We start from the raw sequence: 14,060 nt of genomic DNA on the forward strand, positions 1-14,060 counted from the left end.
CACTCCTGACATGACGTCATCGCCTTCGCACCGAACCGAATCCACTGACTCCCGACAAGTCTCTTCGTCACGGATGAACGAAAATTCAGTGGAGCAAACCGCCGCGAGCGATGATGCCCCAGCCGTCTACGCTAGTGACTTGGCTCGGCCCACCGGTTCGACCAGCTCTTCCACCAAGACCAAAGCTCCATCGGTTGCCGCAGCAACGAGCCCCATCAAGCTGTCGCCGTTCGACCCAGACATGCCCTACGAAGATCGCCCGGAGATGGTCCTCAAACTGGCCGCCGAAGCCTTCGCTCAAACCGGAAGCTGGGTCGTCTTCTATCGCGAGATCATGGGCTGCGACGGCGTCGTTTGGAAACTGTTCCCCGAAGCCCCCCAACGCCGCCACTTCGAGTCCAGCCCCGAGTTCGCGGAACTGCTCGAGATCATGACCTCGATCCGCAGCCAGGACAATTCGAAGACCAGCTTGCACGAACCCGAACGAATGATCACCGTTCGCCTGCCACGCTCGATGCACTCGACCGCGGTCAAGGAAGCCTCCGAACTGGGCCTGAGCATCAACAGCTACTGCCTGACCAAACTGCTTCAACCGATTAACAAACGCTTCACCCCGCTAGAAGCTGGCCCCCGCCGCGGACGTCGCCCCGGACCTCAAATCCAAGTCGAAAAAACCGCCACCGGCGAGATCTCCATGCAGCGTATTCGCGTACCATCGAAGTCGACCAAATCGACTCCCAAGTCTGGCCGGAAATCCCAGAAGTAGTCGCGAACCTGATCCGGATCACGACGTCCTTCCGGAGCGCAACCGATCCATCTCGCGCAACCGCATCTTGCTCCCGACCACCTGACCCCAGGCATCTTCGAAGTGGCACGCAACGAACAACTGATTCGCCAACACAAACTCCTGCAGCTCCTCGAAGATTCACGCTTTGGCCGAACCCTGGATGAACTGCGCGGCGACCTGATCCTGGACCTGGGACTGTCGACGCTGCACACCCGCACGGTCCGCCGCGACGTCGAGGCTCTGCAAGGCGCAGGCTACGATATTCAAAACGAGGTCCTGGAACGCGGCCGCATCTACCGCCTTGGTCGCAACCACACCGCGGTCCACGAAATCGCGTTTTCGGCGACCGAGCTGATCGCGCTGTCGATCGGCCGTGAACTGCTTTACCCGCTGATGGGCACCCAGTACTGGCAAGGCATCGAGACGTTCTGGAACAAAGTCCAAGAAGCGATTCCCGAAGGCGTCTACGAACACTACCAGCGATACCGAAAAGTCCTGTACGTTTCCGGAACCCCCAGCAAAACGTACGAAGCTCAATCGGGAATGCTGAAGACGATTAACCGAGCAATCCTGGAACACCGCGTCGTCGAGATCAAATACAAACCGATCGGCCGCGAAGCATCCGTGCGTCAGATCGAACCCTATGGTTTGGCCGTTCATCAAAACAGCATCTACGTGGTCGCCGCAGCCCCCGAGGTCACCGACGAGTCCGAACGACTTCGCAACTGGAAGCTCGATCGATTCACACAGGCCACCGTACTGGACGACTACTTCAAACCCGACCCGAAGATCAACCTGAATGAGTTCCTGGGAAAGAGCATCGGCATCTTCTCGGGCGACAGCAGCACACCGGTCAAGATTCGGCTGGGCAACCGATCCGCGTCGTACCTTCGCGAAGACCCTTGGCACCCGGAACAAAAATTGGAACCGGTCGACGCCGACGATCCGGCATCCGACACGATCCTAACCGTTCCCGCGTCACATCCTCGCGAACTACTTCCGAAGGTGCTCGCTCTGGGAAGCGACGCGGAAGTTTTGGAACCGGCGGAATACAGACAAGCCGTCGCGGACGTCATTGAAAAGCTCGCCCAAACCTACAACGGCTAGTCACATAAGCTCGCCCGAGTAGACGCGGCAAGCAAGTCTCACGCATGAAACGACCGTACGATGGACTTCCAAGTCCGTCGGGCCAACACCTCAGTCCCAAACGATCTTGCAGGCGTCGAAGATTGGGCCTTCCACGCAAGTGCGTTTGTAATCCCACTCGCCATCGTCTTGCTTGACTTTGGCGACACACGAGAAACAAATCCCGATCCCGCACGCCATCGGTGTTTCCATCGACACTTGGCAATCAACACCCAGCCGCTCGCAGACCTCAGCCGACTTTTCCATCATGATCTCCGGCCCGCAGGTGATGACGCGGATACGAGTCTCGGGACTTTCGCTTTGAAGCGACTGCAAACGGTCGGCCAACACATCGGGCACGCGTGCGGCGCGACCTTCGGATCCATCGTCCGTGCAGGTCGTCACCTCAAATTCAGCCGATCGAAAATCGTCGACGCCCGCTAACAAAGAAGCACGACGAGCTCCGTAAATCAACTCGACATCCTTGGCCCAACCACGCTGCCTCGCATCGCGTCCCGCGGCGAGCATTGGGGTTTGGCCGATTCCACCAACCGCCATGATCAACCGATCACACGGCCGATCATCAAAACCATTTCCGAGCGGTCCCCATACCGTGACCATCGTTCCGACGGGAGCTTCCGACAACGGAAGCGTGAGCGCCCCTTTGCGCAGATAGATCAGATCGATCGACTCGGGCTGGCCATCAACGCCCGCGTGCACGTCATAAATCGCGAAAGCTCGCCCGATCAACGGTGCGTTGACGCCCGTCATTCGAATCATGACAAACTGCCCGGGGCGGAAAGACCGTGCGATCTCCGGTGCCGCCACGCGAAGCAAATACGTGTTCTCCGCGATGGCTTCGTTGCGGATCAGCGGTGCATCGACACGCACCATCGCGTCGGCGTAGTGGGCAGCGTGCAAGTTGGACATGTGCTCAAGGGGTCAAGACTCGAAACGATTCATTCGGCCCGAGAAGTGTACCGCCACTTCGTTTGCACCTCTAGGACGCCCTCAAACGGGCTTGCGAATAAACTCCACCCGCGGCGCCTTCGATCCCTGTCGGTCGCACCTGAAAAACTCCGCGACGTATCGGACCGGGGTCCGCTGCTCGGGCACGCGGAATCGATCCCCCTTCTGCAAAACCGGGCGTGCTTCCAACATCCCGCCAAATTGTTCGGTCCCAGCGGCCTGACATGGGTACCAAGTCCCCGCCAATTCGCCGCGCTCAGGCTTGGCATCCTTCGGCTCCAAATAGAACTCCGGATAGCAGTGCCCCGGAATCCAAACCATCCGCGCCGGAATGCCGGCGTTGCGACACAACGCGACAAACAAACTGGTCATGTCTTCACAATCACCCACGCCGGCTTTGAGAGCATCCGACGCGTCGCGAATCGGGCCTTCTTGATAACGCACCTTGTCCCGGACCACGTCATAGATCTGACGCACTTTTTCCCAATCACTCTCCGGCGCATCGCCAGCCAACTCACGAGACAAAGCTCGGATGGAAGGATGCGAAGAATCGATCATCGGGCTGTTGCCCATGTAAGCCCGCATCTCGCGAGGCAACCTCGCTGGAACAATCAAATTGTCCGTTTCCGTGGGAGCCACAATCGGTTGCCGAACGACCTCCATTTCCAATTCGACTTGAATCGAACCTCCCGATGTCAAACGCGGAATTGCAACGACAACTTGCCGTGCCCCATCCAATTCGCGGACGGCGACATTGCCAACACGTCCATCCACCATGCGATCCTTGATCGAAACCGTTTGCTCCGGCCAATCCATGAACACGGGGAAAGTCGCCAGCCCCGAAGTAAACGTCACCGGCGTGTCGATGTTCACGCCCAAACGCCAACGCGTGGTCTGAGGAACAGTCAAATCGAGCTGCGTCGCTGCAACGGGAGATGCATCCAACTGCGACTGCGCCGCGTTTTCGCCAGCAGCGTTCGACAAGCCTTCTTGCCCAAACACGCTGCCAATAGGCAGAACCGATCCGGCAACGACAAAAGCGCCTGTTCCCGAGCCAACAAGAGATCGCAAACACGCGCGACGAGTCATTTGTTTCTTTGATTCAGTCATACCCACATTCTAACTCCCGCGGGTCTCGATCCCAAAGATTTTCCGCCGCCTCGTGCCGCTCAAACCCTCCAACCTTCCATCCAGAGAGGTTGTGCAGTTTTGAAGTGCCGTGCTCGCAAGGTTGAATTCACCCTCCTGAACGCAGTTGGGGAGGGTCGGAATGCGAGCGTTCAGCGAGAATTCCGGGGAGGGTAGTGCGCGACGTTTCCCATGCTCGGGTCGCGGTAGGGACGACCGTTTCCGGTCGCCCCCCGCACAGATCCGTACGTGAGTGTTGTCTCATACGGCTCCTGCCTTGATTCGGGCGCGAAATCTTTGATCTGGATACGGGTGGCTGACTTTGGCTGGAGGCAAGTAGATCCGCAGCAGACGCTTCATCCGCGACCACGGCCAGCGATGACGCTGGCTCCGACGCCGCAGCGCACGCAACCACAGACGGCTGACCTCGTCACGAAATCGACGCAGTCGGCTCACGTTGCCCGGGACGGCATAATAGGCCATCCAACCACGAACCACCCTGCCAAGCCAACGGCCTTGCTGGCCGATCCCCTGGTGGCGCCGACGATGAAGTTTCGCTTTGATTGCCGAGAGGGTATGAGCCATCCGGCTCGCGATCGTCTCGCGGCGAATCATGAACCAACCCTTCTTCGCGCTGGTATCACAGCGATGTGTGAAGCCGAGAAAGTCGAACGTTTCCGGTCGACCTTCTCCACGCTCGGACCGTCGTTCGATCGCGTAACGACCGAACTCGATCAAGCGTGTCTTCTCGGGATGAAGCTCCAGGCCAAACTTCCCAAAACGCTCCCGGAGTGCTTCCAGGCACATTTCAGCCTCAGCCTTGCTCTCAAACCCGATCACGAAATCATCGACGTACCGAACCACAACGACGTCCTTGCGGCCGCGTTGCTTTCGCCAGTGGTCGATCCACAAGTCCAACACATAGTGAAGATAGATGTTCGCTAGCAGCGGCGAGATCACCGCTCCTTGCGGAGTCCCCACCGTCGTCTTGGACCATTCCCCGTCTTCGCTGACACCGGCTCGAAGCCATTTGCCAATCAGACGGAGAATCCGCTTGTCGCTAATGCGATGCTCGATGAACTTCATGAGCCACTTGTGGTCCACGTTGTCAAAGAAGCCTTTCACATCGGCGTCCAGAATCCAGTTCACTCTTTTCCTGCTCACGCCAACACACAACGCATCGAGTGCGTCGTAAGCGCCGCGACCAGGACGGCCGCCATAACTGAATCCGAGAAAATCCTGCTCGTAGATGCACTGCATCACCCACGCAGTGGCCTTTTGGACAATCTTATCCTCCAGGGCCGCGATGCCGATCGGACGTTGCCGTCCATCGGCTTTGGAAATGTAGATTCTCTTGGAGGGTTTCGCTCGGTAGGCGCCCCGGTGAATGCGACCGTGGAGAGCCTCGATCGAGGCTTCCCGGTCTTGCTCGTACAGTTGCCAAGTCACTTCGTCGATGCCAACCGCGGCAGACTTCTTCAAAGCATCGAAGGCCTCGTGCAGCAGCGGAACGTTGATGTGATGCAACAGGTTCTCGAACTTCAGCGTGGGACGATCCCTCGCTGTTTCGCGCACACCCGACAGCCCGCGTGAACGACGCTTGGTCCGACTCGAAGTTCGGGGTCGATCGTGCTGCAAGGTGTTCATCTTGGCTGAGTCCCTTTCCTCGACGGACTCCGCGACCGGTTCAGTTCCGGCGTTGTTCGCCCGCGTCGGCGGTACTATGGACTCATCCGACTTCCGATCAGCGTTCATGGCAGCCTTTCCCGCTGGACGGTTCGCTGCCCGTGCAGCCAGCGAGCAAGCTCGCCGCCGCAACTGATCGGATCTCCCGGTTCTCGCGATTGAGATTTCCACGCATGCACAGGTTCCCCAGACTCCGCCGTGTCCGCGCCGCTCTCGCCATACGCGAGCGTCGCGATTTCGCCTTCCCCGTAGAGGGACCAGGTCGGCACACGGAAGTTCAGATTTCGGAGCTCAATAGCTGGCCTGCGTTTCCCCCTTGCCGGACGCTCAGCGCGGATCGGTTACCCTCTCCGCACCTCCGGTGGAGGCCATAGCAGTTGGCTAAACTTTCTACGTAGGACACTTTCATTCCCTATCTCAATCCGGTTTATCCCGGCACTCCCCTCACCCTCGCGTACGCCTGAACGGCGTCACTCGACCTCTCCCCAAACTTCGTTTCGGGAGAGGTACGCCGTGTAAAAATCTGCCGAAAAGCGGTATTAGAAAACTGCACGACCTCCAGATTGGGCACGATCGTCACAGCCGGACCAGGAACCAACTTGGCTCGGCCTTCCTGCTAAACTGTTCGCCCCCCGCCAATGCTGGCGCCCCATCCTCGCCCTACCTGCTCCACATCCCACCATGTCTTGGATCCACTCCGACCTCGGCGACACATTCCTTCGGACCACCTCAATCGCGGTCGCGATCACTGCTCTTCTCATTGCGTCCCCACAACCGATCAATGCGACTTCGCCCAACGTGATCGTCGTCATGACCGACGACCAGGGATACGGCGACTTCTCCTTCAACGGCAACCCTTACACGCAAACGCCAGCGATCGATCAACTGGCATCTGAAAGCGTTCAGCTCACGGATTTCCATGTCGCTCCGATGTGCACGCCAACTCGCGGGCAATTGATGTCTGGCCTAGACGCGTTTCGCAACGCCGCGATCAACGTCAGCAGTGGGCGAACACTGTTGCGACATGATTTGAAAACGATGGCCAATGTCTTCCAAGACGCTGGTTACCGGACCGGGATCTTTGGAAAATGGCACCTCGGCGACAACTATCCCTTCCGCCCCGAAGACCGAGGATTTGACGAAGCCTTGTGGTTCCCTTCGTCGCATATCAACAGCGTTCCCGATCACTGGGACAATGACTACTTCGATGACACTTACATTCACAACGGAAAACGTGTCGCGTATTCCGGCTACTGCACCGACGTGTTCTTTGACGAAGCGATCAAGTGGTCAAAGCAATCCAGTTCGAATGGCTCACCCTTCTTCGCATTCATCCCGTTGAACTCCGCACACTGGCCTTGGTTCGTTCCTGATCAATATCGCGACCGAGTCCGACAGATACTCAGCCGTGACAAAGCTCTGCAAGAAGAACTCCAGCAGAAACTCGACACCACGCCCAGCAATCTCGAAGACCTGATCAGCTTTCTGGCGATGGGTTTGAACATCGACGACAACGTCGGCAAGCTGACTCAGTTCCTGAATGAATCCGGACTCGCCGAAAACACAATCCTTGTTTTTTTGACCGACAACGGCAGCACGTTCGGACACCACTACTTCAACGCGGGCATGCGAGGCAACAAAACCAAACTATGGGAAGGCGGTCACCGTGTTCCTTGCTTGATCCGCTGGCCCAACCAACTCGCCGCTCAAAAGATCGACGACCTGACACATGTGCAAGACCTTCTGCCGACGCTCGCTGATCTGGCCGATTGCGAGGAACACCTGCCCGGCTCACTGGATGGAACCAGCCTCGCGTCAAGGCTTCTCGGCACTACCGATTCTTTGGCCGATCGGATGCTGGTGATCAACTACAGCCGCATGCCACAGTTCAAAGTCACCTACACCAAAGGCAACCCCGCCATTCCTCGTCGCAACGGCGCCGCGGTGATGTGGAAGAAGTGGCGATTGCTAGAGAACCGACGTCTTTACGACGTGGAACAAGATCCTCACCAAGACCACAACGTCGCGCAAGATCACCCCGAAATCGTCGCGAAAATGCGAGAGCACTTGGCGACATGGTGGGACGGCGTGAAAGATGATGTGATGACTCCCGAACGCGTTGTGATCGGCAGCGAACAAGAGAACCCAAGCTTGCTGACCGCTTGCGAATGGCTGGATATCTTCGTTGATCAACAAGTCCAAATCCGCCGGGGTGTGCTTAAGAACGGAGTGTGGCATCTGATCGCCGATCAACCCGGAACCTATGAATTCGCGCTGCGTCGTTGGCCCAAAGAATCAGGCTTGAAACTTGACCAAGCTATTCCGATGAAGCAAGTCACTGACGGAACATTTCCCGCTGGTGCCGCCCTGCCAATCAAGGCCGGCCGACTCAAGATCGGCGACTTCGATCAAACCAGCCTGGCGGATTCATCTGGCGAATCGATCACGTTCCGAACGCAACTCAGCGCCGGCCCAATCGAGATGCAAACCTGGATGCTCGACGGCAACCAAGATTCCATCTGCGGTGCTTACTACGTCGACGTTCAACGCGTCGAAGATTGACGTCACCGCCGGGTCCCAGGCAATTTCCCCAGCAAACCAAGCACAAGCCCGATCACACCAATCACCTGGGGTGCGAGCATCCAAACGATGCTGAACCAGGCACTTGGATTCGCCGGGGGGCTGCCCGCGGAATAGCGAACCGAAAAGTAAATGCCCGTCAAAAAACCAAGTACCATTGCCGAGACAAAAAAGTAGACGACCATCCAAACGATCGAAACCAAACCAACTCGCACAAACACCAAAAGGCTATGCCAGAACGTCCTGGGTTCCTCGGCGACCGAATGGTTGTCCGCACCGTCACCGACAGAATAAGGATTGAATTCGGGCGACATCAATGAACTTTTCTAAGAGGTGCAAAACGAATCATCAATAGATCATCCACAAACCAACGACACCCTGTGGCCCTGCGTCACTTTCTTCACTCCCCAACCGGCAGGTTCACCACGCAAACTTCGCGATCCCGGTCAGCTCCCTGCGCCAGAACTCTGGCTTCCGGAGTGACAGCGTAGCTCTGACCACCGTAGATCATTCCCCGCCACGGCCCGCCGCTGATACTGCCGACCACATTCGTCCCAACAATCGGACATCCTATCGTTTTGGCCGCGCGGGCGATGGTGTCTCGAAGAGAGGTACCATGCTGTGGCCAATCACCCGCGTTCGCAGCCCATCCATAAGGAACCAGCAATAAATCGGGTTGTTTGCCAGCCATCCGCTGCACCGTCTCGTCATGAAAAGTGTCCGCGCAAATCAACATGCCGATTCGCCCAAACTTCGTCTCGACGACATCAACTGTTTCACCTCGCGTGTACGGAGGACTCATCAAATGAGTCAGCACATTCATCTTGCGGTGTTTGAGAATCAACTCGCCTTCATCGTCGATCAATACGACTGAGTCGAACAACTGATCGCCTTCCTTTTCAGACAATCCAACCGACAGAAACACGCGGTTCTTCCGAGCGATCTTCGCCAATGCATCAGTGTCTTTCCCGGGAATCGGATGGGCCAGCTCATGTGCTTTCGCGTTCGCCCATCCGTACAAGCAAGTTTCCGGCAGACAGACGATCTCGGCTCCCTTGGCCGAGGCTTCCTCGACGGCGTTTTCAATGCGTCGCAAGTTGCCTTCGCGATCGCCATCGATGCAGTAGATCTGGGCCATCGCCACTCGGCAAACTTTCTCGGATTCTGCCGCGTCCGTCGCATAAGCCAATGAGCTTATACCGACGCAGAGAAACAAGGCAATTGCGCGTACCGAATACCGAGCAGAGTTCATCGCGGAACAATCCATCTGAGTGAGATACTTCGAAAACGGGCGGGAAGTCCGCCCGCAGTTTGCTCGAGCGCAGACATTGCGTGATAACTCAGACCATCTGGGCATTCCTCAATCAGGTCAGCCAGTTGCACCCGCCTCTTGCAACCGTGCCATCACGCGTTTCCAACCTAAGCACTTTGCCAAAGTATACGGCGTCATGCCGTTTTCAGCGACGCCGTTCGGATCCGCACCGTGATTCAAACAGACATCCACCCCATCGAGCGACCCTGCCAACGCGAGTTGATGCAGAAACGTATAGCCGTTGTCATCGGCCTCATTCAAAAGGTCTGAATTTTCCGTCAACGTCTCGTCGAGTGACTCACGCATGTTAATTGACATGGGGTGCTCGTTCTCAGCAACCTTCGCATAGTCCTGAGGTTTCACTTCGGGATGGCTGAACCGAGCAAACAGCCCTTTCTTTTTCGCCGTGGTCTCACCGATGTAGTCGGGTGGAACCAAATTCACCATCCCGACTTCACCAAAGTCGAATCCCCATGCCTGATCGTGTTGTTTGCGCTCCACGTTGCTCATCCGCGACCGCATCAGATCAACGGTGAATCCGCCATACACTTCGCCCAACGTCACATACATCCAGTCGCACAGTTGGCGTCCTGGGATCCTAACGCGATCGCCTTCATGAACCGACTGCAACGAACTCGGCGCGTTGATCAACGTGCCTTCGATTTTGCGGCCATCAAAATCAACATCCATCAGCCACATGTGTTCGCATTCCAACGCATCAGGATCCTCTGACCGAATTTCCGGCGGATCGGTGAAGGTAGCCTTCACCGCCGACAACTCCAATCCTGGGATAATCCGACGGCGTTCCCAGGACATCTCACGCCAAAAGTAGCGAAACGTCTTGCGAGCCTTGGCCGCCGCTTCCTTCATCTCGGAATCATTTCCAGGTGTATGGAAAACAGGAGATGCTTGTGATGACATTGCTCAACCCCAACCTTGCTGATCGAAAGAAACTTGCACACGACAACGCACGAAGGCGAATTGACGGACAAACCGATCGCCAACGTGGATACTCGTCCAAGCTTCGAAGCTCTCTCACCAACACACCACGCGGTTTGCAAAGTTGGCATCGATCAGTGCCAGGGCGAAGTTGCTTGGAACGCCTTAGCATACCCCAGATGGCGCCCGCAATGGGCCGCTACAGCGGAATCCGCCCCGCCGGACTGGCGTACAGCGACACCACGCCCCGTAAGACCTTCGTCTGAATCGCACGATCAGCGACTCTTACCAGTCCGCGATTTGTGAGTGAGAAGTTCGATCGGTGTCGCAATTTCAACTGGCGACGTTGAATCTTCGGTAGCAACCGAGCAAGAACATATGCACCGCATAGGCCATCAAACCAAACCCGACGATGCCCAATAGAATTCGACCGTATATCTGGCCGGCGATCGCAGAAAGAGCGTCACCCATGCCCGCAATCTCACCGTTGGCAGTCCCCTGCCAAGCCGACTGGGCCAAAAAGAACCCGATGATCGCAAAGGCAATTCCACGCGTGATCAAACCAATTCGACCCGCATGAAGTGCCGTCGTTCGAAACGTGTCACCCATTTCGGCCAACTGATACTTCGTCATGAACTTGGCGTAGTAGCCCTTCACCATGAAGTAGATTCCAACACCGATCGTGACAGCGCCCGCGACACCAAGGATGATCCGTCCCGGCGTACTATCGAGCAAGAAAGATGCACCGGACGAATTGCCGCCAGATGACCCACCGACAAAACCAAGTGCCAGCGATCCCGCATAGCAACCGAGCACCAAGTAGGCGAGGCCACTGATCGCGTATCCGGTTCGCTTCACCAAGCCCTTCGCTTCTGTTCCCGCACCCTCGGTGTCCTTGATCGCCTGGACCCAACGCCAAGCGGTGTAGCCAAGCAAACCAATCGCCACCAATCCCAACAAGAATTTGCCGTAGGGTTGCTCGCCAATTTCGCGAATTGCGTTGCGAGACCCACCGACCTCACCACCGGCGCCGATGGTAACGCGAAAGGCGAGGAAGCCGACGATGAAATACACCACGCCCTTGGCGATGTGTCCCGCACGACCAAGCGTCTCCACCCAAGAGGGAACTTGTGGTAAACGAGCTTCTTGAAAACCGCGCCAAGAGAAACGGGAAGTGGCGTCAGCGGACATGGATCGGACCTCGATGGTACACAGTGGAAGCAAATGAGCAGATTGGATCCCACAGTGGCAAAGTTCCATGAGATCGACTGCTTGCAGATGGTTCGCAAACCCCATGCCGATTAGCCATCATTCCGACACCATTGCGCATCCCCGCCCCGCGATTGAGCTGTTTCAAGGTCGACGCTCGTGGTCGGTCGTCGAGCAGGTTCCACGCAGGATAACAATGCCAGCAATCGCACTGGCCGTTGATCGTGCCACACAACCACGCGAAACAGCTCGCCCCTACATCAAACAGGTCCGCGACCCGAAGGCCGCGAACCTGTCTTGAAATCAATCGTGATTCACCAGTCAAACTGGCGTTTATTCACTCAGCGTTTGAAAATTCGCGTAGGCTCTTCCGCGGTAATTTTCGACGAAAGCGATTGGCTGGCCAATTGAGTCGTCAATCGTACCGAACCTTCCCCGTCACCCTCGGCTTTCACGGTGTAGGTCACTTCGTCACCAGGCTGCATCTTTTTAATGGGAGCAAACTGGATTGACTGGCCTTCTTCCTTCAATTCCGTTGGCCCATCAGCGGAGACGAACTTCAAACCGTCTGGCAGTTCAGCGGTCAGACGAACATTGTTATCAAGCGCATCCCCTTCATTCCAAACCTTGATTGTGTAGGTCACTTCGCTACCGTTGTTCACTGGATCTTCGTCGTCCACAACAGTGAGCTGCAATGCGGGTAGACGAACCACTTTCGCACGAGTCATCGCGGTCGCGATGGCGCGAGTCGTCGCCTTCTCTTCGTCTTCGGCGACATCGACGGTGCAAACGCTCGTTGCCTGCACTTTGGTTGGAATCTCTTCCAACTCACCAGTACGAATGGCATAGTCAATCGTGGCACTCTGACCAGGCTTCAACGCATCAATCGTCAGCGTTTTCTCTGCCATCTTGGGCATATCCTTTTGCTTGGACTGCTCGTTGTCATTGCTGCCTTCTGATTGATTCGACGCCGACTTCTGTTCCGAGTCCGCTGGTGTAGGCTGACCATCCGACTGGTTCTTCGAATCGTTCTTTTGCGACTGACTCGATTTCATTTGCGGCTCGCTCATATCAGCCAAGTTGGCTGCTTCCGGCCACATTAAATTCACTCGCACGTCTTCGGCCGGTGCGTTGCCCTGGTTCGTGATGGTCGCAGTGAATTGCGCCAAGTCATTGCCATACAAACGATTGGGGCCCTCGACCTTTGCGACCAAGTCAGCGGAAACGACTTTCGTTTGAGTTTCCTTGCTTCGTGAACTCAAATCACTCTCGGTCGCTTTGGCTTCCGCACGGCTACCAAATTCGCCGCTCTTCGATGCGTACACACGAGCGATGAACTTGCGGGTTTCGCCTGCTTCGAGTCCGTCGATATCGAACTTCAATTCGTTGTTTCCTTCGATCGTGGCCAGACCGTCACCAAGAGAATCCTTGATCGTGATTGGCCCGACATCGCCACTCCCGCCGTTTTTCAGCGTGTACTCCATCTTGATGACGTTGCATCGATTGGCTTTCTTGGGCGCAACTTTGGTCAGCTCGAGCTGAGGCTTGACCGCCTCGCTGGTCAGGCAGATTGCGGGTTTGTAGCTGACCACTTCCAGGCAACTGCGAATCTCACCTTCCTGATCAGCAACCGCTTGAACATCAAACGTTCGCGATTCACCGGGCTTCAGCATCTGAATCAACATTTGATTCTTGTTGCTGTTCTTCTTTTCTTCGGCTTCGGATTGAGATTGCTGCTTGTTTGCCTTCTCACCCTGCTGAGAAACTGACTCGATGGACAATCCCTCTGCCTTCTTCTGGGCCAACTTCACTCGGTGCAAAGTGACTTGGTCAGAGATATTTGAAACTTCAACCGTGTAGTTGAAGCTTTCGCCGAGCCGAACCTCCTCCGGCATCTGGCTGGTTACCTTCAATAGTCCGTCGCCTGTCGACAAAGACGTTTGGGCTTGGGCGGACGAGAGCAACGACGCGGAACATACGGCGGCTGCTGCGAAGAAGAGACTTCTTCCAAATGAAGTCATGACATACCTCTTGTCTAGGTTGGAAATCGGATTGGAAACAACGTGCGTCATTGAGAGATGACGGAGGCGGCTTCGTGCAAGGGCTATGCCAGCGGCTCGCTTTCTCCAATGAAGATTCCAAGAATGCAAACTCTTGGGTGCATCCCGTGGTTGATACACGGCATGCTGGTTCGTCAGATCAAAAATTTGAACGTTCACGACGCACCGTGTTCGTGAATTGAACAAACGGATTGGTCTTTCTGGCCGTGCCATCTCATCCATCGGTTGTCTGTGATCGACCAAGCCGATCGACCTTCTCTCAAAC

11 protein-coding genes are annotated in these 14,060 nt (G+C 56.3%); 3 read left to right on the forward strand and 8 right to left on the reverse strand.

The genetic code is table 11. The annotated features are described in order from the left end of the window. The first annotated feature begins 10 nt into the window (after nucleotides 1–10). Nucleotides 11–766: a hypothetical protein gene (locus tag RE6C_RS00955; RefSeq protein ID WP_008652982.1), complete on the forward strand. Its 756-nt coding sequence runs from the start codon at nucleotides 11–13 to the stop codon at nucleotides 764–766. A gap of 102 nt (nucleotides 767–868) precedes the next feature. After that, nucleotides 869–1,894 carry a helix-turn-helix transcriptional regulator gene (locus RE6C_RS00960; protein WP_008652983.1) on the forward strand — a complete coding sequence of 342 codons (1,026 nt, stop codon included), beginning with the start codon at nucleotides 869–871 and terminating at the stop codon, nucleotides 1,892–1,894. Nucleotides 1,895–1,984: 90 nt separating this feature from the next. Here the strand turns inward: RE6C_RS00960 and RE6C_RS00965 are convergent, their stop codons facing one another. From RE6C_RS00965 to ltrA, 3 genes are all read right to left on the reverse strand, one after another. Beyond that, a complete protein-coding gene (locus RE6C_RS00965) occupies nucleotides 1,985–2,842 on the reverse strand; it encodes a dihydroorotate dehydrogenase electron transfer subunit (RefSeq protein ID WP_008652985.1) in 858 nt (285 codons plus the stop codon). Nucleotides 2,843–2,923: 81 nt separating this feature from the next. Beyond that, nucleotides 2,924–3,991, reverse strand: a complete 1,068-nt coding sequence (locus RE6C_RS00970) for a transglutaminase-like domain-containing protein (protein ID WP_008652987.1) — start codon at nucleotides 3,989–3,991, stop codon at nucleotides 2,924–2,926. A 279-nt stretch (nucleotides 3,992–4,270) separates the two neighbouring features. After that, the gene (gene ltrA, locus RE6C_RS00975) at nucleotides 4,271–5,764 is read right to left on the reverse strand and encodes a group II intron reverse transcriptase/maturase (RefSeq protein ID WP_039960849.1); all 1,494 of its coding nucleotides are present in this window, start codon (nucleotides 5,762–5,764) and stop codon (nucleotides 4,271–4,273) included. Nucleotides 5,765–6,376: 612 nt separating this feature from the next. Here ltrA and RE6C_RS00985 point away from each other — a divergent pair. Further along, on the forward strand, nucleotides 6,377–8,257 hold the full coding sequence (locus RE6C_RS00985; RefSeq protein WP_008652997.1) for an arylsulfatase: 1,881 nt from the start codon (nucleotides 6,377–6,379) through the stop codon (nucleotides 8,255–8,257). 2 nt (nucleotides 8,258–8,259) lie between these two features. On the opposite strand, the gene RE6C_RS00990 is transcribed toward RE6C_RS00985, so the two are convergent. The 5 genes from RE6C_RS00990 to RE6C_RS01020 all read right to left on the reverse strand — a co-directional run bounded on the left by RE6C_RS00990 (nucleotide 8,260) and on the right by RE6C_RS01020 (nucleotide 13,807). Next, the gene (locus tag RE6C_RS00990; RefSeq protein WP_008652998.1) at nucleotides 8,260–8,589 is read right to left on the reverse strand and encodes a hypothetical protein; all 330 of its coding nucleotides are present in this window, start codon (nucleotides 8,587–8,589) and stop codon (nucleotides 8,260–8,262) included. Between the two features lie 86 nt (nucleotides 8,590–8,675). Next, nucleotides 8,676–9,464, reverse strand: coding sequence for a carbon-nitrogen hydrolase family protein (locus RE6C_RS00995; RefSeq protein WP_008652999.1), 789 nt, complete (start codon nucleotides 9,462–9,464; stop codon nucleotides 8,676–8,678). A gap of 180 nt (nucleotides 9,465–9,644) precedes the next feature. Then, entirely contained in the window at nucleotides 9,645–10,508 is an 864-nt protein-coding gene (locus tag RE6C_RS01000; protein WP_236617844.1) for a DUF2314 domain-containing protein, read from the reverse strand. A 351-nt stretch (nucleotides 10,509–10,859) separates the two neighbouring features. After that, entirely contained in the window at nucleotides 10,860–11,717 is an 858-nt protein-coding gene (locus tag RE6C_RS01010; RefSeq protein ID WP_008653008.1) for a DUF1206 domain-containing protein, read from the reverse strand. Between the two features lie 359 nt (nucleotides 11,718–12,076). Further along, the gene (locus RE6C_RS01020; protein WP_008653010.1) at nucleotides 12,077–13,807 is read right to left on the reverse strand and encodes a COG1361 family protein; all 1,731 of its coding nucleotides are present in this window, start codon (nucleotides 13,805–13,807) and stop codon (nucleotides 12,077–12,079) included. Between the last annotated feature and the right edge of the window lie 253 nt (nucleotides 13,808–14,060).

This window comes from Rhodopirellula europaea 6C (genome assembly GCF_000338295.1).
Classification (GTDB): domain Bacteria; phylum Planctomycetota; class Planctomycetia; order Pirellulales; family Pirellulaceae; genus Rhodopirellula; species Rhodopirellula europaea.

Coding starts and splice junctions, on each gene's coding strand:
- RE6C_RS00955 (WP_008652982.1), top strand. CDS start 11: ATGACGTCATCGCCTTCGCACCGAACCGAATCCACTGACTCCCGACAA.
- RE6C_RS00965 (WP_008652985.1), bottom strand. CDS start 2,842: ATGTCCAACTTGCACGCTGCCCACTACGCCGACGCGATGGTGCGTGTC.
- RE6C_RS00970 (WP_008652987.1), bottom strand. CDS start 3,991: ATGACTGAATCAAAGAAACAAATGACTCGTCGCGCGTGTTTGCGATCT.
- ltrA (WP_039960849.1), bottom strand. CDS start 5,764: ATGAACGCTGATCGGAAGTCGGATGAGTCCATAGTACCGCCGACGCGG.
- RE6C_RS00985 (WP_008652997.1), top strand. CDS start 6,377: ATGTCTTGGATCCACTCCGACCTCGGCGACACATTCCTTCGGACCACC.
- RE6C_RS00990 (WP_008652998.1), bottom strand. CDS start 8,589: ATGTCGCCCGAATTCAATCCTTATTCTGTCGGTGACGGTGCGGACAAC.
- RE6C_RS01000 (WP_236617844.1), bottom strand. CDS start 10,508: ATGTCATCACAAGCATCTCCTGTTTTCCATACACCTGGAAATGATTCC.
- RE6C_RS01010 (WP_008653008.1), bottom strand. CDS start 11,717: ATGTCCGCTGACGCCACTTCCCGTTTCTCTTGGCGCGGTTTTCAAGAA.
- RE6C_RS01020 (WP_008653010.1), bottom strand. CDS start 13,807: ATGACGCACGTTGTTTCCAATCCGATTTCCAACCTAGACAAGAGGTAT.